The sequence below is a fragment of the Lysobacter sp. DMC97 genome, from assembly GCF_056313745.1.
Window position 1 is genome coordinate 432,280 of the sequence record NZ_JBQUZR010000005.1, and the last position, 17,813, is coordinate 450,092.

A 17,813-nucleotide genomic window follows, 5' to 3' on the forward strand; every position below is an offset into this window, starting at 1 on the left:
GCCGCATGCCGATCCGCGCATGATCCTCCCGATCGCCCGGATACGCGGAACAGGACACCGACCGCAAGGAGCCACGATGGCCATTCCCGCCCGCCCCGAACCCGCCGATCTGCGCATGGCCTGGGTGCACACCGTGCTCGCCGCGCTGTGCCTCGTGCTGGTGGTTGCCGCGATCGCCACCCTGAATGCCGACAACTGGGAACGGCGCCTCGCGACGACCGGCTTTTTCGCCTACTCGATGCTGCTGCATGCCTGTCTGGCGTGGGGCTTGCGCCGGGGCGAGGCGTGGACGCGCGAAGGCTCGATCGAGGCCGCCATGCGCCTGCTGCTGGCGTTTCCCTTCGGCACGATCATCGGCGCCGTCATGCTGGCCCACGCCTGGTCGGACGGCCACCGCACGCCGCGCCCGAAACCCCGCGTCCCGCTGATCGAAGCCTGGCCGGAAGCCGACCGGGTACGGGCGGCGCGAGACCACCGCGAACCCGAATCGCGCGACTGACGGCCGCGAAACGGCGGGCTCAGTGCCCGCCGACCTGCGGCGTCTCCGCTTCCAGCGCTTCGAGCTTGCGCTTCAGCGCTTCCGGCGAGCGCGTGTACGGCGCGATCACGCGGTAGAACGCGGGCACGACGAACAGCGACAGCAGCGTGGAGAACGCGACGCCGGCGATCACCACGATGCCGATGGTCGAGCGACTGGCCGAGCCCGGGCCGCCGGCGACGACCAGCGGGACCGCGCCGACGATCGTCGCCACCGACGTCATCAGGATCGGGCGCAGGCGCACCGTGCAGGATTCGAGGATCGCCTCGCGCACGTCACGGCCGTCGTCGCGCAACTGGTTGGCGAACTCGACGATCAGGATGCCGTTCTTCGCGGCCAGGCCCACCAGCATCACGATGCCGATCTGGCTGAAGAGGTTGAGCGTGCTGCCGCCCACCCACAATCCGAGCAGCGCGCCGGCCACGCCCAGCGGCACGGTCAGCATGATCACCAGCGGATGCAGGAAGCTCTCGAACTGCGCGGCCAGCACCAGGTACACCACCAGCAGCGCCATCGCGAAGGTGATCAGCACCGCGCCGCCGGCCTTGCGGAATTCGCGCGATTCGCTCTTCCAGTCGATCTGCGCGCTCGCCGGCAGTTCTTCCTTCACCGCCTGCTCGGTCCACGCGATCGCGTCGCCCATGCGGTAGCCCGGCGCGAGGCCGGCAGAGATGGTGATCGCGCGCAGGCGGTTGAAGCGGTTGAGGCTGCCGGCTTCGGCCATCTCGTCGATCTTCACCAGGTTCGACAGCGGGATCAGCGCGCCGTCGCGGCCTCGCACCTGGATCGCCGCGAGGTCGGACGGCGTCGCGCGCACGGCGCGGCCGGCCTGCAGCATCACGTCGTATTCCTCGCCGTTGTCGACGAAGGTGGTGACGCGGCGGCTGCCCATCATCGTTTCCAGCGTGCGGCCGATCTCGTTCACCGACACGCCGAGGTCGGCGGCGCGCGCGTGGTCGATCTCCACCCGCATCTGCGGCCGCGTTTCCTTGTAGTCGGAATCGGCGGAGAAGAAGTTCGGGTTCTTCTCCATGCGCGCGAGGATGCGGTCGCGCCACTGCGCGAGTTCGGCGTAATCGGGGCCGCCGATCACCAACTGAAACGGCTGGCCGTTGTTGCGGGTCAGGCCGGTGCGCAGCTGCGGATTCACGCGCACGCCGGGCAGGCCGCCGAGTTCCTTGCGCACCTGCGACACGACGTCGTCGGTGGTGACCTTGCGCTTGTCCCAGTCCTGCAGGAACACGATCGCCTGGCCGGTGTGCATTTCCTCGCTGGCGCCGAAGCTGCCCGGCACGCGCGTGTTGACGCGCTGCATCGGCTTGCCCGCGCCGGTGTCGCGCAGCAGGATCTTCTCGACCTGCTGCACCTGGCCGACGGTGTAGTCGAAGCCCGCGCCCTCGGGGCCGACCACGCTGGCGAAGAACACGCCGCGATCCTCCGGTGGCGCCAGTTCGCTCGGCACCAGCTTGAACAGCAGCGCGCTGCCGCCGAGCGCGGCGATCATCAGCACGCCGAACAGCCACGTGCGATCGAGGCTGCGGTCGAGCACGCGGCGATAGCCCCGCGACGTGCGGTCGAGCTGGCGCGCGATGAACGCATGGAAGCGGTTCGGGCGATCCGCCGCATGCGGATGCACCAGCTTCGACGACATCATCGGCGTGAGCGTGAGCGCGACCAGCGCGGAAATCGCGACCGCCGCGGCCAGCGCCACCGACAGTTCGCGGAACAGGCGGCCGGTGTTGCCTTCGAGGAAGCCGATCGGCAGGAACACCGCCACCAGCACCGCGGTGGTGGAGATCACCGCGAACGCAACCTGCGCGGTGCCGCGGCGCGCGGCGACCAGCGGCGGCTCGCCGAGGTCGGCGCGGCGCTGGATGTTCTCCAGCACCACGATCGCGTCGTCCACCACCAGGCCGATGCACAGCACCAGCGCCAGCAGCGTGAGCAGGTTGATCGAGAAGTCGAACGCGTACAGCGCGATGAACGCGGCGACCAGGCACACCGGCACCGTCACCGCCGGAATCAGCGCGGCGCGCGCGCTGCCGAGGAACAGCCAGATCACCAGCAGCACCAGCACGATCGCCTCGAACAGCGTGTCCCACACGCGCTCGACCGCGGCCTCGATGAAGACCGTCGTGTCGTAGGCGACGAAGATGCGCGTGCCCTTGGGCAGGCTCTTCTGGATGCGCTCGGCCTCGGCACGCGCGGCGCGGGCCACGTCGAGGCTGTTCGCGGTCGAGGTCTTGATGATGCCGAGGCCGATGTTCGGCTCGCCGTTGCTGCGGAAATACGCGCGGCGTTCGGACGAGGCCAGCTCGACCTTCGCCACGTCGCCCAGGCGGACGACATAGCCGTCCTTGCCCTTCGCGAGCGGGATCGTCGCGAACTCCTGCGGCGTGCGGTAGCTGCGTTCGACGCGCAGCGTGAAGTCGCGGTTCGCCGATTCGATGCGGCCCGCCGGCAGTTCGACGTTCTCGCTGCGCAGCGCGCTCTCGACGTCGCCGGCGGTGAGGCCGCGCGCGGCCAGCGCGTCGCGGTCCAGCCAGATGCGCATCGCGTAGCGCTGCTGGCCGCCGATGCGCACCTGCGACACGCCGTCCAGCGACGAAAGGCGGTCGACCACGTAGCGGTCGGCATAATCGCTCAGCTGCAGCGTGTCCATCGAGGTCGAACTCATGTTCAACCACAGGATCACGTCGGAATCGCTGTCGGCCTTCTGCACCTGCGGCGCGTCGGCCTCTTCCGGCAGGCGATCGGCGACGCGGCTGATCGCATCGCGCACGTCGTTCGCAGCGGCCTCGATGTCGCGCTTCAGCGTGAACTCGATCGTCACCGTCGAGCGGCCGTTGACGCTGCGCGACTGCAGGCTCTCGATGCCCTCGATGCCCGACAGCGCGTCCTCCAGCACCTGGGTGATGCGGGTCTCGACCACGCCCGCGGACGCACCGGTGTAGCTCACGTCCACCGACACCACCGGCGGATCGATCGCCGGCAGTTCGCGCAGCGTGAGCCGGCTGTACGACATCAGCCCGAGCACGATCAGCAGCAGGCTCATCACGGTCGCGAAGACCGGCCGTTCGATCGAGACGTCGGACAGGCGCATCGGTCAGCCCTTCGTCGCCGCGGGTGCAGCGCCGGCGGAAGGTGCGGCGGCCGGCGTGGACTTCGCCTCGACGAACTTGCCGCCCGGCCGCAGCTTGCCGGTGCCTTCGATCACCACGCGGTCGCCCGCGCGCACGCCGGAGACCAGTTCGACCTTGCCGTCGGCGCGCGCACCGAGCGTCACCGCGACCTGTTCGACGGTACCGTCGTCCTTCGCGCGGTAGACGTAGCTGTCGCGACCGATCTGCACCACCGCGATCTCCGGCACGCGCAGCGTCTCGCGCGCGACGCCCGGCAAGTCGACGTTGATCAGCATGCCCGGGCGCAGCAGGCGTTCGGGGTTCGGCAGGTCAGCGCGTACCGTCACCGCGCGCGTCGCGGGATCGATGCGCGCGTCGATCGCGGAGACGTTGCCGGTGAAGCTGCGACCCGGCCACGCCTCGGCGCGACCGCTGATCGGACGTCCCGGCGCGACCGTGGACAGCAGCGCTTCGGGCAGCGGGAAATCGACGTAGACGCGGGTGACGTCGTCGAGCGTCGCCACCGCGGTGCCCGGCGCGACCAGCGCACCCGGGCTGACCTGGCGGATGCCGAGCGTGCCGGCGAATGGCGCGCGGATGACGCGATCGGCGAGCTGCGCGCGGATCTGTCCGACGCGGGCGTTGGCGGCGTCGCGCGCGGCACGCTGGGTGTCGAACTGCGAGCGCGCGATCAACTGCTGCGCGGCCAGTTCGCTCTGGCGGCGGTAGATGCGCTCGGCGTCCTCGGCGTTGGCCTGCGCCTCGACGAGCGCCGCACGCTGCTGGCGGTCGGACAGCGTGACCAGCGGCGCGCCGGCGCGCACCTCCTGCCCGCTCTCGAAATGCACCGCGTCGACGAGTTCGCTGACCTTCGCGGTGATCGTCACCGACTCGTGCGCCTTCACCGTGCCGATCGCGGACGTGCGCTCGGCGAAGGATTCGGGCTGCAGGCGCAGCGTGGTGACGGTCGCGGGGCGATCGTTGCCGCCGGGACCACCGGGCTTGCCGGACGCGGCATCGTCCTTGCCGCCGCAGGCGGCGAGCAGGCAGGCGGCCAGGGCAAGCATCGCGACGCGCGCGATCACGCGGGCGGATGCAGCGCGGGCGGATGCAGCGGGACACGCGGCGCACCGGGGCGCCGCGTCCGTGGGCAGGCGTGGGAGCATCGGGCAGTCCATCGACTCAGTGATCCCGATTGTAGCGGCAGCGTTCGCGATTCCCGGCATTCGCGAATGGCTTGCAAAACGCATTGATCGTCGTGAAATCGGCGTTTTCCCGCGCAGAACGCGCATCCGCGTCGCGCACCCATGACCTTCGGCCTATGCCGGCGCGTCGGGGCAACGCTGCGTTTCGCGGCGCCGGAACGACGGACGCCGGCACGAGGCCGGCGTCCGGGAAGCGTTTGCGACGATCGCCTCAGGCGATCGCATGCGACCAAAGTCGAACGATCAGCCGCCCCACTGGCCCAGCGCGGCCAGGCCGTTGTCGCGGGCGCGAGCGAACACCGTCTCCTGCGCCTTGCCGAAGTTGCCGACGAGGTCCTGCGACCACAGCTTCAGCGCCGCCGACTGCATGGCGCGGCCGTACGAGAACGACAGCGGCCACGGGTTCGGACCCAACTGGTTCATCGCGTTGAGGTGCGCGGTGGCGTCCTCGTCGCTCTGGCCGCCGGAGAGGAACACGATGCCCGGCAGGATCGCCGGCACGGTCGAGCGCAGGCACATCAGCGTGTATTCGGCGACTTCGTCGACCGAGGCCTGCTCTTCGCAGTCCTTGCCGGAGACGACCATCGACGCCTTCAGGATGGTGCCCTGCAGGTCGACGTTCTGCTGGTACAGCGCATCGAACAGCGCGCGCAGCGTGGCTTCGGTGACGTTGTAGCACTCCTCGATGTCGTGCTCGCCGTCCATCAGCACTTCCGGCTCGACCATCGGCACGATGCCCTGCTCCTGGCACAGCGCGGCATAGCGCGCGAGGGCATGGACGTTGGCGTCGATGCAGGTGCCGGACGGCGTGTCCTCGCCGATGGTGATCACCGCGCGCCACTTCGCGAACTTCGCGCCGAGGGCGGCGTATTCCTTCAGGCGCTCGCGCAGGCCGTCGAGGCCTTCGGTGACGACTTCGCCCGGGCAGCCGGCCAGCGCGTGGGTGCCCTTGTCGACCTTGATGCCGGGGATGATGCCGTTGTCCATCATCACCTTGGCGAACGGCACGCCGTCCTTCGTCGACTGGCGCAGCGTCTCGTCGAACAGGATCGCGCCGGAGATGTGCTGGTTGAGGTTCGGCGTGGTCAGCAGCAGCTCGCGGTAGGCGCGGCGGTTCTCTTCGGTGTTCTCGATCCCGACGCCGGCGAAGCGCTTGGCGATGGTGCTGTTGGATTCGTCGATCGCGATGATGCCCTTGCCCGGGGCGACCATGGCGCGGGCGATATCGGCAAGCTGTTCGATGCTCATTGGAAGGGTCCTGGAGGAGCGGCGGGGAATCCCGGGATTATACCTGCCCCTCCTTCCTCGCCCCTCCCCCGCCGGGGGACCGGACCGGCTGTCCGGCCCGGGTGCCGGGGCTCAGGCCGCCCGGATCTGCTGGACCAGACGGGCGAGGACATTGCCCGGGCCCATTTCCTCGAAGCGGTCCACGCCCTGTGCCGCGAGGTAACGCACGCTCTCGACCCAGCGCACCGAACCGGTGATCTGGCCGACCAGCAGCGCCTTGGCCGCCGCGGCGTCGGCCGGGTACGGCTGCGCGGTGAGGTTGGCGATCACCGGGGTGCGCGGCGCGGCGAACTCGAACGGCGCGAGGAAGGTCTCGAACTCGCGCGCGGCATCGGCCATGTAGCGCGAGTGGAACGCGGCGCTGACCGGCAGCGGCATGCACATGCGCGCACCGGCGGCCTGCAGCAGCGGGCCGGCGCGGTCGATGTCCTCGACCGGACCGGAGATCACCGTCTGCGACGGCGAATTGAAGTTGGCGACGTCGGTCGCGACCAGGCCGTTGTCGCGCAGCACGTTCGCGATGATGCCGGCGTCGAGGCCGATCACCGCGGCCATGCCGCCGCCGCGCGCCTGCGACATCAGTTCGCCGCGCTTCTGCACGAGGCGCAGGCCGGTGAGGAAATCGAACACGCCGGCGGCCAGCAGCGCGTTGTATTCGCCGAGGCTGTGGCCCGCGAGCCACTGCGGCCGCGCGCCGTCGGCCAGCGCCTTCTTGGTGTGCAGCGCATTGACCACGTACAGCGCCGGCTGGGTGTAGCGGGTGTCCTTGAGCTTGTCGCCGGGGTCTTCGAGGCAGAGCTGGCGCATCGAGTAGCCGAGCAGCGCGTCGACGTCCTGCTCGATGCCGGCGTACTCGCCGACTTCGTCGAACAGGCCCTGGCCCATGCCCTTCTTCTGCGAACCCTGGCCGGGGAAAACGAATGCGAGCATGACGGACTCCGTGCGAAAGCTGAGGGGGAAAAGAGGAAAAGGACGCCGCGGCGATGCGAGGCGGGTCCGCATTCTGTACGCCGCGGCGGCGCGGCGGCAAGGCAGGCGACCCGGGGAGAAACGCCGGACGCCGGCGTATGGCGGACCTCAATCGACGACGAACAGGGTCGCGCCGATGTCGGTGGACGACCGGTGCGCCTCGGCGCCGTCGGCCACCTGGTAGCTCATCCCCGGCGTCAGCGTGAACACGCGGCCGTCGGCCAGCTCGGTGCGCAGTTCGCCGGCGAGGCACAGCAGCACGTGGCCCTTCTCGCACCAGTGGTCGGCGAGATAGCCGGGCGAATACTCGACCATCCGCACCCGCACCGCGCCGAAGCGCTGCGTGCGCCACTGCGCGGCGCCGGTCTCGCCCGGATGCACCGTGCGCTCGACCGCGGACCAGTCGGTGGTGCAGAAGGGAATGTCGTGGAGTTCCATGCGGGCCTCTTGGCGGTGTGCAAGGTGCGGGGCATCAGGGTCTGATGTATGCCCATGTTTGTCCCGGCAGATCATCGCGTGCTGATTCGGGCCATTTTCCGTCATCCCGAGCCGAAGGCGAGGGACCTGCTTCGTTCGTCATCCTCTCCCACACCTACAGCGTTCCTTCCGTCATCCCAGCGCAAGCCGGGATCCCGCTTTGAGGCTTTGTTGCTGTTCCTTGGGTTTCGCTCGCTGCCGCGAGCGAGTCACCTTTCTTTGCTTGTGCAAAGAAAGGGTGACCCAAAGAAAGCACACCCCGTCGGTCGCGACCGACGCTGCGCGTCGGGTGCACGGGCTTCGCGGGGTTTTTCGACAGCACATCCGTGTGCCGGTCGAAAAACGCGCGGCCTCCTGCCGCGCGCCCTGCGGGCCTGATCCGCGAAGCCCGTCGCGACCAGGGGCCCCGGCAAGTCAAGACCAGAACGGGCTCACGAACGTCGTCGGAACGGGAATGCCCAAGGATTTCGAAAAAATTGGGAGGCCCGGAATCAAAGCTCCCCCAACCCCTCGGCCATGCCGTCGTCACCGACCTGCAGCAGGCGCAGGGTGTTGGTGGCGCCGTGGGTTTCCATGTGCTCGCCGCTGGTGAACACCACGCGATCGCCCGGGCCGAGCAGGCCGGCCTCGACCAGCTTGCGGATGCTGCCGCGCGCGGCCTGGCGCGGGGTCTCGCCGCGGCTGTCGTAGTCCATCGGGAACACGTCGCGCATCAGCGCCATGCGGTGGCGCGCGGCGGGCACGCGGGCGAACGCGAAGATCGGCGCGCGGCCGCGGAAGCGCGACAGGAAGCGCGCGGTGCCGCCGGATTCGGTCATCGCCACGATCGCGCCCACGCCGATGTGTTCGGTGAGGAACATCGCGGCCATCGCGATCGCCTGGTCGGCGCGTTCGAGGTTGCGCGGCGCGTCCTCGAAGTCGGTGTCGTGCTCGAACTGGCGTTCGGCGCCGAGGCAGATGCGCGCCATCGCCTCGACCGCGCGCACCGGGTACATGCCGGCGGCGGATTCCTGCGACAGCATCACCGCATCGGTGCCGTCGATGACGGCGTTCGCCACGTCCAGCACTTCGGCACGCGTCGGGATCGGGCTGCTCACCATCGACTGCAGCATCTGCGTCGCGGTGATCACCACCTTGTTGCGTTCGAGCGAGGTGCGGATGATCTTCTTCTGCAGGCCCGGCAGTTCGGCATCGCCGATCTCCACGCCGAGGTCGCCGCGGGCGACCATCACCACGTCGCTGGCGTCGACGATCTCGACCAGGTTCTCGATCGCCTCGGCGCGCTCGACCTTCGCCACCACCCACGCATCGCTGCCGGCGGCGCGCGCCACGCGACGCGCTTCCTGCATGTCCTCGGCGTTGCGGCAGAAGCTCACCGCGATGAAGTCGGCGCGCAGTTCGGCGGCGACGGCGATCAGTTCGCGATCGCGCTCGGTCAGCGCGCCCAGCGACAAGCCGCCGCCCAGTTTGTTCAGGCCCTTGCGGTTCGACAGTTCGCTGTCGTTGAGCACGGTGGTGACGATGCGTTCGCCCTCCACCGCGGTCACTTCGAGCTGCACCACACCGTCGTCGAGCAGCAGCACGTCACCGGCGACCACGTCGCCGGGCAGGCCGAGGTAGCTCACGCCGACCTGGGTCTCGTCGCCGGGCGGCGCGTCCTCGCTGGCGACCAGCGTGAAGGTGTCGCCGGCACGCAGTTTCACCTTGTCGTTGGCGAACTTCTCGATGCGGATCTTCGGCCCGGGCAGGTCGACGAGGATGCCGACCTCGGTGCCGACGCGCGCCGCGGCGGCGCGCACGGCCTCGGCGCGCGCGACCTGCGCGGAGGGATCGCCGTGCGAGAAATTGAGGCGGACCACGTCCACGCCGGCGCGCAGGATCGCGTCGAGCACGCCCGGGGCGTCGGTGGCGGGGCCGAGGGTGGCGAGGATCTTGGTGCGTCGGCGCTGGAGGGTCATCGGGGATGGCAGGGCTTTGACGGGCGACCCGCAACGCTACCACGCCGGCCCGGCCGGATCGGCATCGCCGGGCGGTGCATACGTTCCCAGCGATGCAGCGGTCGTCAGCGCGCGGACTCGCGGTAGGCCTTGCCGGCGCGATACAGCGCGAGCCGGTCGAACATGCCCTGGCCGCCGTCGGGCCGGCCCTGCGCGTCCTTCGGCAGCGCGTCGATCGCCTGCTGCTGGCGCTTCGCCGCGCCCGCGATGTCGCCATTCGCGGCCTGGCAGGCGGCGACGGTGTCGAGTTCGCCCGGCTGCAGCGACGACGACGCGAGCATGCGCTGCGCCACCGCCCAGCCGGCGGCGGGATCGTAGGCGTCGTCGTAGGCCGACACGCACAGGATCCACGCCTGGCTGTTGCGCACCGCGTCGACATCGCCGCCCTTCGGATCGGCCTTGCGCAGCAGGTCCAGTGCGCGGCGGCGGCGTTCCGCGGTCGATCCCTTGCCCGAATGCAGCCACTGCGCCAGCGCGGTGCGCGCGCGGTTGGAGCCGGCGGCGATCGCGCGCTCCATCCAGCGCGTGCCGGCGTCCGGATCGGCCGCCACGCCGTCGGCGCCGTCCAGCAGCAGCGCGCCCAGCAAGGCCTGCGATTCGGCGTCGCCGCGTTCGGCATCCTCCTGCAGCAACGCCATGGCGCGTTCCGGCTTGCGCTTCACGCCGCGGCCCGTGATCGACAACTGCGCCAACCGCCGACGCGCCTGGGCGCCCGGCGCGCCGGGCATCGTCGCCATCGCCTCGTACAGGTTCACCGCGGTGGCGAAGTCGCCGTTGAGTTCGGGATGCCCGGATTCGTAGGCGGCGGCGAGATCGTAGATCGCGTCGACGTCGTCCGCGGCCACGGCCGCCAGCAGCCAGCGGGTCGCCGTCCGCCATTCGCCGCGCTTCCACGCGGCATGGAAGAGCGTGCGCATCGCCGGCGCATCGCCGCCCTGCGCCGCGGCCTCCAGCCAGGCCTGCGCCTCGGCCGTCATGTCCGCCCCTGTCTGCGCGCCCGGGTGCGCATCACGCACCTCGCGCCGCAGCACATAGGCCAGCTCGCGCTGCATCGCCGCGCTGCCCGCTTCCGCCGCCCGCTGCAGGGCGGCCCGGTACGCAGCGGCATCGCCGTTCTGTTCGTGGTATTCGGCCAGCATGCCGTAACCCAGCCCGGTGCCGTTCACCGCGGGGCGGGCAAGCAGTGCGAGATCGGCGGGCGAAATGCGGCTGCGCGGCTCCGCGATGCGCTGCCGCGCCACGCGCAGCGCGGCGGCGTCGACGTTGCCCGCCGCTTCGGCCAGGCGCAGGCGTTCCAGCACGAAGGCATCGTCCGTGGACCCGCCGCTGCGCGACTGCAGCAGGGCGTAGGCGACGCTGGCGCCGCGGCGGTACCAGCGGCGGTCCGCGGCCTCCAGCAGCGCCTGCGCGGCCTGCATGTCCTTCGCCACGCCCACGCCCTGGGCATGCGCCAGCGCCAGGATCACCATCGGCATCGCCTGCCGCTGTTCGGCCAGCGGCAACAGCGCGTCGACCAGCGGTTCGCCGCAGCCGGGCGTCCGCGCCTGGATGCACAGCGCCAGCGACTCGCGCAGCGAGGCGATGCCGCCGCGCCGGGCCGCTTCGCGCAGCGCGTCGAGGCGTTCGGCCACGGTGCCGGCTTGCTGCGCGGCCTGCATCGCGGCGATGTCCTCGCCGAGCACCTCGCCGGCGTCGCGTTCGCTCTTCACGAACGCGTCCACCAGGTCGTTACGCATGATCGGGAACCCGGCATGCTCGTCCTCGCGATCGACGGCGAAGGTGGCCTCGATGAAGTCGAACGCGAGATGGTGCTCGACCTTGGTTTCCGGATCCCAGGCGGCGACGACCAGCGGCATCGTGCGTTCCGGGCGCACCATCTGGTAGTAGTCGTAGCGGAACTCGTAGCCGAGCGTGGCCACCAGCGCGTACACGTCGCTGGGCGAAAACACCCGGATCGGCTTGCGGAAATGGCCTTCACCGGCGTTGGACAGCGCCAGCTTCGACAGCGCGGCCAGCGCCGCGGTCTCGCGCTCGGCCTGCGCCTCGTCGCCGAGCGCTTCGGCGCACAGCAGCGCGGCGCGATGCATCGCGATGCTGATCGGCAGATGCTTCACCGCCTCGCGCAGCGCGTCGCCGTGGGCGCGACAGGCCTCGGCATCGACGTTGGCGAGGGTGTAGCCCACCGCATCCATCGCGTCGTAGCGTTCGTAGGCATCGCCGAGTTCGCCGTGGGCGAGGAACCGCGTCCACGCCTGCGCCGGATCGGCCGCCACCTGCTCGGGCGTGGACCCCGCCAGCGCGCGCTCACGCGCCGCGGCTGCCGACGTCGCGTCGCCGCCCTTCGCACCGTCGGTCTTCGCCGCCCGTGCGACCGGCAGCGCGCAGGCGCAGGCCAGCGCGAGCGCCAGTGCGCACGAGGCCCGCGAATGGACGTGGTCCCGACGCCGGCCGCTCACTTCGCGTTCTCTTCCATCACCTCGCGCAGCAGCGCGCGCAGGCGTTCCTGGCGCTGCTGCGCGCCCACCGCGGCGGGCAGCGCGAAGCGCAGGGTCGCGGACAGGTCGTCGCGCACCTTGCGCAGTTCGGCCAGGTGCGCGGCCACCTTGTCCTGCGGCACTTCGCTGCGCTTGACGTCGAGTTCGTACACCACCGTCACCGACTTGTCGCCGACTTCCACGTCGCGGTGGAAGCCGAAGGCGTCGGCGCTGCGATCGGCGCGATCGGCGGTGAAGGTCGGCTTCCAGCGGTCCGGCAACTGCACGGTGATCTCGTGGCGATAGCGGCCGCGGTCGGCGAATTCGAGCGGGCCGTGTCGCTCCAGCGCATCGGGCAGTTCGCTCGCCGACTGCAGCGCCTCGGCGTAGACCTCGAGCGAACGCACGCCGGCGCTGTCGTCGCCGAACGGCGTCTTCAGCCGGTAACTTTCGCTGATGCGCAGGCGGTTGCGCTCCGGGTCGTCCTCGATCTTCGGCTCCGACAGGGTTTCGACGTCGCCGTAACGCTTGCGGTAATACTCCGAATAACGGCGTGCCAGCTCGTCGCCGCGCTCGCTCAGCGTGTTGCGGCGCTGGTAGTCGGCGGAGGCGCCGGTGTAGACGGTTTCGACCTCGAACGTCGCCTCGCGGCCATCGGCGGCGGGCACGAAGCGCTCCTTCACCTCGACGCCGGCGTTGCCCTCGCGCGGACGGGCGACCGTTTCCAGCGCGGTGACGCCTTCGGCCACCGGCAGCACCATGCCGTAGTCGCCGAGGTCGAACACGCGCGGATCGCCGCCCTGCTGGGCGATGGTGGGATCCACCCACACCGTCGCGCCGCCGATGCGGGCGCGCACGATCACGTGGTTGAACACCGACGCGCTGGGCACGAAATCGCCGATCGCGCGGCCGCGGTCGGTGGACACCAGCGCCGGCGCGGCCTCGATGTCCAGCCGGTGCAGCAGCGTGGTCAGCAGGTAGACCTTGTCCTTGCAGTCGCCGTAGCGGCGCTGCCATACCAGCCCGGGCGGATTCGGGCGATGGCTGTTGTCGCCGATCTCGATGCCGAAGTAGCGCACGTCGTTCTGCACCGCGCGCAGCGCCGCGGTCAGCCGCGCGGCCGGATCGGGCAGCGTCTTCCACTGCGCCAGGCGGCGTTCCAGGTCGTCGTCGAACGGCTGGTCGAAGCGCGGATACAGCGGCAGCGCCCAGCGCACCACTTCGCCCCAGCCACGGTCCGGCGCGATCTGCACCGTCGGGAACGGCTGGTACCACGCCGGATAGCTGTCCTCGTACACGGTGGCCGGCAGGTCGCGGGCCTGCACCTGCACGTCCTCGGCATCGGCGCCGTGGCGCACCTGCGGTTCCAGCACGATGTTCTCGCGATGCACGCGGAACTTCGTGCCCGGGTCGTAGAGCACGCGCAGTCCGCTGCGCAGGGTCGGGTTGCGCCAGGACAGCGTGGCCCAGTCGGACACCTGTCCGGCGAGGATCGGGTTGCTGCCGGCGACGCTGTAGCTCACCCGCACGATGTCGTCCACGCGCACGTCGTCCAGCACGATCAGCGCGGTGACGGTGCCGTCGGTCATGTCCTGCTCGAAGTCGGCCTCGCGCCGCGCCAGCGAGATGCGCTCGGGCACCAGCCGGTCCTGCCAGCGGCCGTCGCGCCGCAGTTCGACGCGATGGATCGTCAGCCGCTGGAACTCGGGATTGAACTCGATCTGGAAACGGCCGGCGTCGCCGAGCAGCGACTGCGACTTCGGCTCGAACACGTGCTCGGTGTAGGTGATGTCCTGGCCGCGGCGCCGGTCCGACTGCACGTCGTACAGCCAGTAGCGCCAGCGGCGGTCGTCGACGCCGGGCGCGCCCGCATCCCAGCGCGCGGGCAGTTCGCGGCGATGCACGAACGCCGGCTCCGCGCCGGTCTCGAACCGCAGCCCGCCGCTGACGTGTTCGGCCGCCGCTGCGGCCATGGACGCGCCCGACAGCGCGAAGAAAAGGGCCAGTGCCCAGCCCGGACGGAATCCCATGCCTCGCCCCCACCTGTCGTCGTGCGGCGACAGGCTACTACGAATGCATCGGCGCGCGAACGCCGTCGAGCAGCAGCGCAGGCAGGGCCTCCGGCGCGGCCGCGAGCGCATGCGCGCCCGCCGCGCGCAACTCGTCGGCATCGCCGAACCCCCACAGCACGCCGATGCCGCGCAGACCGTGGTGCGCCGCGCCGGCGATGTCCAGGTCGCGATCGCCGATCATCGTGCACAGCCCGGGCGCGGCCTCCGCGCCGATGCCGAACCGCGCCAGCGCCTCGCCGATCAGCTCGGGCTTGTGGCTGAGCCGGCCGTCCAGGGTCGCGCCGATCACGTCGTCGAACCGGCGCCCGAACGGCAGCGTGTCGACGATCCGCCGCGCGTGCGGCTCGTTCTTCGCGGTGACGACGGCGAGCCGGCATCCGGCCGCATGCAGCGCCTCGATCGCGTCGCCGATGCCGGCATAGACCACGTGCTCGGCCCAGCCCTCGACGTCGTAGCGCTCGCGGTACAGCGCCACCGCACGCTCGACGTCGGCCGGGTCGTCGAACAGCCGGCCGTAACTCACCCGCAGCGCCGGCCCGATCCAGCCACGCAGCGCTTCCGCGGGCAGTCCGGGATGGCCCATGCGGTCCAGCGAATACGCGACGCAGCGGGTGATGCCGACGGCGGAGTCGATGAGGGTGCCGTCGAGGTCGAAGAAGAGGGTGCGCATCGGAAATTTCTTGGAGAGGTGAGATCAGCATCGCAGAAAGCGACCGTGCCGTATCGGCATCGTCCTCGCGAGCACGCTGCGAAACGACGTCCACCCGCGATCGGAAACCCGGAGGGCGGCGGACAGGAAGTCCGCCGTTTTTCGACGAGGCAGGACGCCTCGTCGAAAAATTCCGGCCACGCCTCCGGCGGCAGATTTGAATTGGCCCTGAGTGTTTCTTTGGTGACTTTCTTTGCGCCAAAGAAAGTCACCCGCGCGCCAGCGCGGAAGCCGTTGATCTTCGCAAGGCCGGCAATCCCGAATCGAGCCGTGCCGACTTCCGTCGGCAGGACACAAAAAAAGACCCCCCGACGAGCGGGGGGTCCGTTTGCGCGACGCCGGAGCGCCGTGCGCAGGCGCGATCAGATACCGGCCTGGGTCTTGATGAAGCTGCGGATCGAGCTGTTCGACACGTGCGTGTAGATGCCGTGCTTGTTCGCACGCGCGCAGCCGTCGCCCCAGCTGACGATGCCCGTCAGGACGCTGCCCTGGGTCAGCGGACCGCCCGAGTCGCCCTGGCAGCTGTCCTTGCCGCCGGCATCGAAGCCGGCGCAGATCATGCGCGCGGTGATCTGGCCGTTGTACGAGTTGGCGTCGTTGCAGTTGGCCGTACTCACCAGCGGCACCGTCACCTTGCGCAGGTTGATCGGGAAGCTGCCGCCTTCGGTCAGCGCGCCCCAGCCGGTCACCAGCAGGTTGGTGCCGACCGCCGGATCGGCGGCGGCCAGCGTCGCGAACGGGATGCCCGAGGTCGACGACGACAGCGTCCACACCGCGACGTCGTAGTCCATCGTGCCGGAGTTCCAGCTCGGATGGATCACGATCTTGCTGACGTTGCGGCGGGTGCCGGTGCCGTCGAGGTTGCGGGTGCCGGTGAGCACCTGGACCTGGCTGGCGGTGACGAAGTCGCTGCAGTGCGCCGCGGTGACGATGACGTTGGCCTTCACCAGCGTGCCGCCGCAGAACTGGGCGTCGAAGTTGTTGGCGACGCTCTTGGTCAGCAGGGCGACCTGGAACGGATTGTCGGCCGCACCGGCGACGCTGCCGCCGACGATCTTCGGCGTGAACATCGCCTTCAGTTCGGCTTCGGTCAGCGGTTCGTCGGCGAAACGCAGGTTCTGCTGGGCGACGCGGAGCTGGACGTACTCGCGCATCCAGTTGCCGCGGGCTTCGACCGGCAGGCGGAGTTCGCCGCGGGCGGGGGCGTCTTCCGACAGGGTCTGCGGTGCGCGGGCCTGCGGCGCATTGGCGGGACGGGCGGCAGCGACCGGACCGCCGATGGCGGCGATGGACAGCGCGGTGAACGCCAGCACGGCGGCATGGCGGGCGGACGAGGGACGGGGGTTCTGCGTATTGCGCATGTGGGTTCCTCCTTGGACGAAATGGCGATACGAAATGGACCGCGATGCGAACGCGCGGCGAGGGCCGCGCGGGCGATCGGATCGGGGTGCCCTGCGGGCGACAGGCAAGCGGGTGGCGGGATGGAGCCACCCGGGTCACACCGGGCCCCCTTGATATAGCACGCCATTCGCGTCTCCACACCTGCGACGCGGGACGGCGGCGGATGCCGCCCTGTGCCGCGCGGGGCGCACGGCGGCGCGATGCACGCAGGAAGCCGGAAGCTGTGCGCCGCATGCCGCCAGCGGCGGCGATGCGGCAGTGATCCGGCCGTCATCGCGCGGCGATTGGATGCCGATTCGACGGCGAACGGACCGCGTTCGTGCGCGGCACGCCGCCGGGCGCCGGCCCGGCAGACGTGCTGCGACGCAGCGTCAGTGCGCGCGGGCCTGCAGCGCGGCGACGGCCGGCAGGGTCTTGCCTTCGAGGAATTCGAGGAAGGCGCCGCCGCCGGTGGAGATGTACGACACGTCGTCCTCGATGCCGTACTTGTCGACCGCGGCGAGGGTGTCACCGCCGCCGGCGATCGAGAACGCCGGGCTCGACGCGATCGCGCGGGCCAGCGTCTCGGTGCCCTTGCCGAAGGCGTCGAACTCGAACACGCCGACCGGGCCGTTCCACACCACCGTGCCGGCGGACTGGATCAGCGCGGCGTAGCGCGCGGCCGTGTCCGGGCCGATGTCGAGGATCATGTCGTCGGCGGCGACCGCATCGACCGCCTTCACCGTCGCCGGCGCATCGGCCTTGAACTCGGGCGCGACGACGACGTCGGTCGGCACCGGGATCTCGGCGCCGCGCGCCTTCGCATCGGCCATGATCTGCTTCGCGGTGTCGATCAGGTCGGCTTCGACCAGCGATTTGCCGACGCCGTGGCCCATCGCGGCGATGAAGGTGTTGGCGATGCCGCCGCCGACGATCAGCTGGTCGACCTTGCCCACCAGCGACGACAGCAGTTCGAGCTTGGTGCTGACCTTGCTGCCGGCGACGATGGCCAGCAGCGGGCGCGCCGGATGCTGCAGCGCCTTCGCCAGCGCGTCGAGTTCCGCCATCAGCAGCGGGCCGCCCGCGGCCTGCTGCGCGAACCTGATCACGCCGTGCGTCGAGGCCTGCGCGCGGTGCGCGGTGCCAAAGGCGTCCATCACGAACACGTCGCACAGCGCGGCGTACTTCCGCGACAGCGCTTCCTCGTCCTTGCCCTCGCCGACGTTCATGCGGCAGTTCTCGAGCAGCACCAGCTGGCCGGGTTCGACCTGCACACCGTCGACCCAGTCCTTCACCAGCGGCACGTCGCGGCCGAGCAGTTCCGACAGGCGCGCGGCGACCGGCGCCAGCGAATCGGCCTCGCTCCACACGCCTTCCTTCGGGCGGCCGAGGTGGGACATCACCATCACCGCCGCGCCCTTCTCCAGCGCGAGTTTCAGCGTGGGCAGCGAGGCGACGATGCGCTGGTCGGACGTGACCTTGCCGTCCGCGACGGGCACGTTCAGATCCTGGCGGATCAGCACGCGCTTGCCGGTCAGGTCAAGGTCGGACATGCGGAGGATGGACATGCGGGGCTCCGTGAG

Annotated in this window: 12 protein-coding genes; 1 reads left to right on the forward strand and 11 read right to left on the reverse strand. The window is 70.4% G+C overall.

Translation table 11 applies throughout. The features are described 5' to 3' along the window. Positions 1-19 precede the first annotated feature (19 nt). Positions 20-499, forward strand: a complete 480-nt coding sequence (locus ACT53Q_RS13585) for a hypothetical protein (protein WP_476187173.1) — start codon at positions 20-22, stop codon at positions 497-499. 19 nt (positions 500-518) lie between these two features. Here the strand turns inward: ACT53Q_RS13585 and ACT53Q_RS13590 are convergent, their stop codons facing one another. The 11 genes from ACT53Q_RS13590 to ACT53Q_RS13640 all read right to left on the reverse strand — a co-directional run bounded on the left by ACT53Q_RS13590 (position 519) and on the right by ACT53Q_RS13640 (position 17,798). Next, positions 519-3,641 carry an efflux RND transporter permease subunit gene (locus ACT53Q_RS13590; RefSeq protein WP_476187174.1) on the reverse strand — a complete coding sequence of 1,041 codons (3,123 nt, stop codon included), beginning with the start codon at positions 3,639-3,641 and terminating at the stop codon, positions 519-521. Positions 3,642-3,644: 3 nt separating this feature from the next. Beyond that, positions 3,645-4,727, reverse strand: a complete 1,083-nt coding sequence (locus ACT53Q_RS13595; protein ID WP_476187206.1) for an efflux RND transporter periplasmic adaptor subunit — start codon at positions 4,725-4,727, stop codon at positions 3,645-3,647. A 381-nt stretch (positions 4,728-5,108) separates the two neighbouring features. Beyond that, a complete protein-coding gene (locus ACT53Q_RS13600) occupies positions 5,109-6,113 on the reverse strand; it encodes a class I fructose-bisphosphate aldolase (RefSeq protein WP_476187175.1) in 1,005 nt (334 codons plus the stop codon). A 111-nt stretch (positions 6,114-6,224) separates the two neighbouring features. Further along, on the reverse strand, positions 6,225-7,082 hold the full coding sequence (fabD, locus tag ACT53Q_RS13605) for an ACP S-malonyltransferase (RefSeq protein WP_476187176.1): 858 nt from the start codon (positions 7,080-7,082) through the stop codon (positions 6,225-6,227). A gap of 147 nt (positions 7,083-7,229) precedes the next feature. After that, on the reverse strand, positions 7,230-7,559 hold the full coding sequence (locus ACT53Q_RS13610; protein WP_476187177.1) for a DHCW motif cupin fold protein: 330 nt from the start codon (positions 7,557-7,559) through the stop codon (positions 7,230-7,232). 530 nt (positions 7,560-8,089) lie between these two features. Next, a complete protein-coding gene (gene pyk, locus ACT53Q_RS13615; protein ID WP_476187178.1) occupies positions 8,090-9,556 on the reverse strand; it encodes a pyruvate kinase in 1,467 nt (488 codons plus the stop codon). A gap of 104 nt (positions 9,557-9,660) precedes the next feature. Beyond that, entirely contained in the window at positions 9,661-12,051 is a 2,391-nt protein-coding gene (locus ACT53Q_RS13620; RefSeq protein ID WP_476187179.1) for an SEL1-like repeat protein, read from the reverse strand. Next, positions 12,048-14,099: a DUF3857 domain-containing protein gene (locus tag ACT53Q_RS13625; protein WP_476187180.1), complete on the reverse strand. Its 2,052-nt coding sequence runs from the start codon at positions 14,097-14,099 to the stop codon at positions 12,048-12,050. The genes ACT53Q_RS13620 and ACT53Q_RS13625 overlap by 4 nt, the downstream gene beginning before the upstream one ends. Before the next feature lie 37 nt (positions 14,100-14,136). Then, positions 14,137-14,811, reverse strand: a complete 675-nt coding sequence (locus tag ACT53Q_RS13630) for an HAD family hydrolase (protein WP_476187181.1) — start codon at positions 14,809-14,811, stop codon at positions 14,137-14,139. Between the two features lie 401 nt (positions 14,812-15,212). After that, the gene (locus ACT53Q_RS13635) at positions 15,213-16,211 is read right to left on the reverse strand and encodes a serine protease (protein ID WP_476187182.1); all 999 of its coding nucleotides are present in this window, start codon (positions 16,209-16,211) and stop codon (positions 15,213-15,215) included. Positions 16,212-16,622: 411 nt separating this feature from the next. After that, positions 16,623-17,798, reverse strand: coding sequence for a phosphoglycerate kinase (locus ACT53Q_RS13640; protein ID WP_476187183.1), 1,176 nt, complete (start codon positions 17,796-17,798; stop codon positions 16,623-16,625). Positions 17,799-17,813: the final 15 nt, after the last annotated feature.

What these genes read in the sequence shown, in the direction of transcription:
- ACT53Q_RS13585 (WP_476187173.1), top strand. Translation starts at nt 20, where the DNA reads ATGATCCTCCCGATCGCCCGGATACGCGGAACAGGACACCGACCGCAA.
- ACT53Q_RS13590 (WP_476187174.1), bottom strand. Translation starts at nt 3,641, where the DNA reads ATGCGCCTGTCCGACGTCTCGATCGAACGGCCGGTCTTCGCGACCGTG.
- ACT53Q_RS13595 (WP_476187206.1), bottom strand. Translation starts at nt 4,727, where the DNA reads ATGCTTGCCCTGGCCGCCTGCCTGCTCGCCGCCTGCGGCGGCAAGGAC.
- ACT53Q_RS13600 (WP_476187175.1), bottom strand. Translation starts at nt 6,113, where the DNA reads ATGAGCATCGAACAGCTTGCCGATATCGCCCGCGCCATGGTCGCCCCG.
- fabD (WP_476187176.1), bottom strand. Translation starts at nt 7,082, where the DNA reads ATGCTCGCATTCGTTTTCCCCGGCCAGGGTTCGCAGAAGAAGGGCATG.
- ACT53Q_RS13610 (WP_476187177.1), bottom strand. Translation starts at nt 7,559, where the DNA reads ATGGAACTCCACGACATTCCCTTCTGCACCACCGACTGGTCCGCGGTC.
- pyk (WP_476187178.1), bottom strand. Translation starts at nt 9,556, where the DNA reads ATGACCCTCCAGCGCCGACGCACCAAGATCCTCGCCACCCTCGGCCCC.
- ACT53Q_RS13625 (WP_476187180.1), bottom strand. Translation starts at nt 14,099, where the DNA reads ATGGGATTCCGTCCGGGCTGGGCACTGGCCCTTTTCTTCGCGCTGTCG.
- ACT53Q_RS13630 (WP_476187181.1), bottom strand. Translation starts at nt 14,811, where the DNA reads ATGCGCACCCTCTTCTTCGACCTCGACGGCACCCTCATCGACTCCGCC.
- ACT53Q_RS13635 (WP_476187182.1), bottom strand. Translation starts at nt 16,211, where the DNA reads ATGCGCAATACGCAGAACCCCCGTCCCTCGTCCGCCCGCCATGCCGCC.
- ACT53Q_RS13640 (WP_476187183.1), bottom strand. Translation starts at nt 17,798, where the DNA reads ATGTCCATCCTCCGCATGTCCGACCTTGACCTGACCGGCAAGCGCGTG.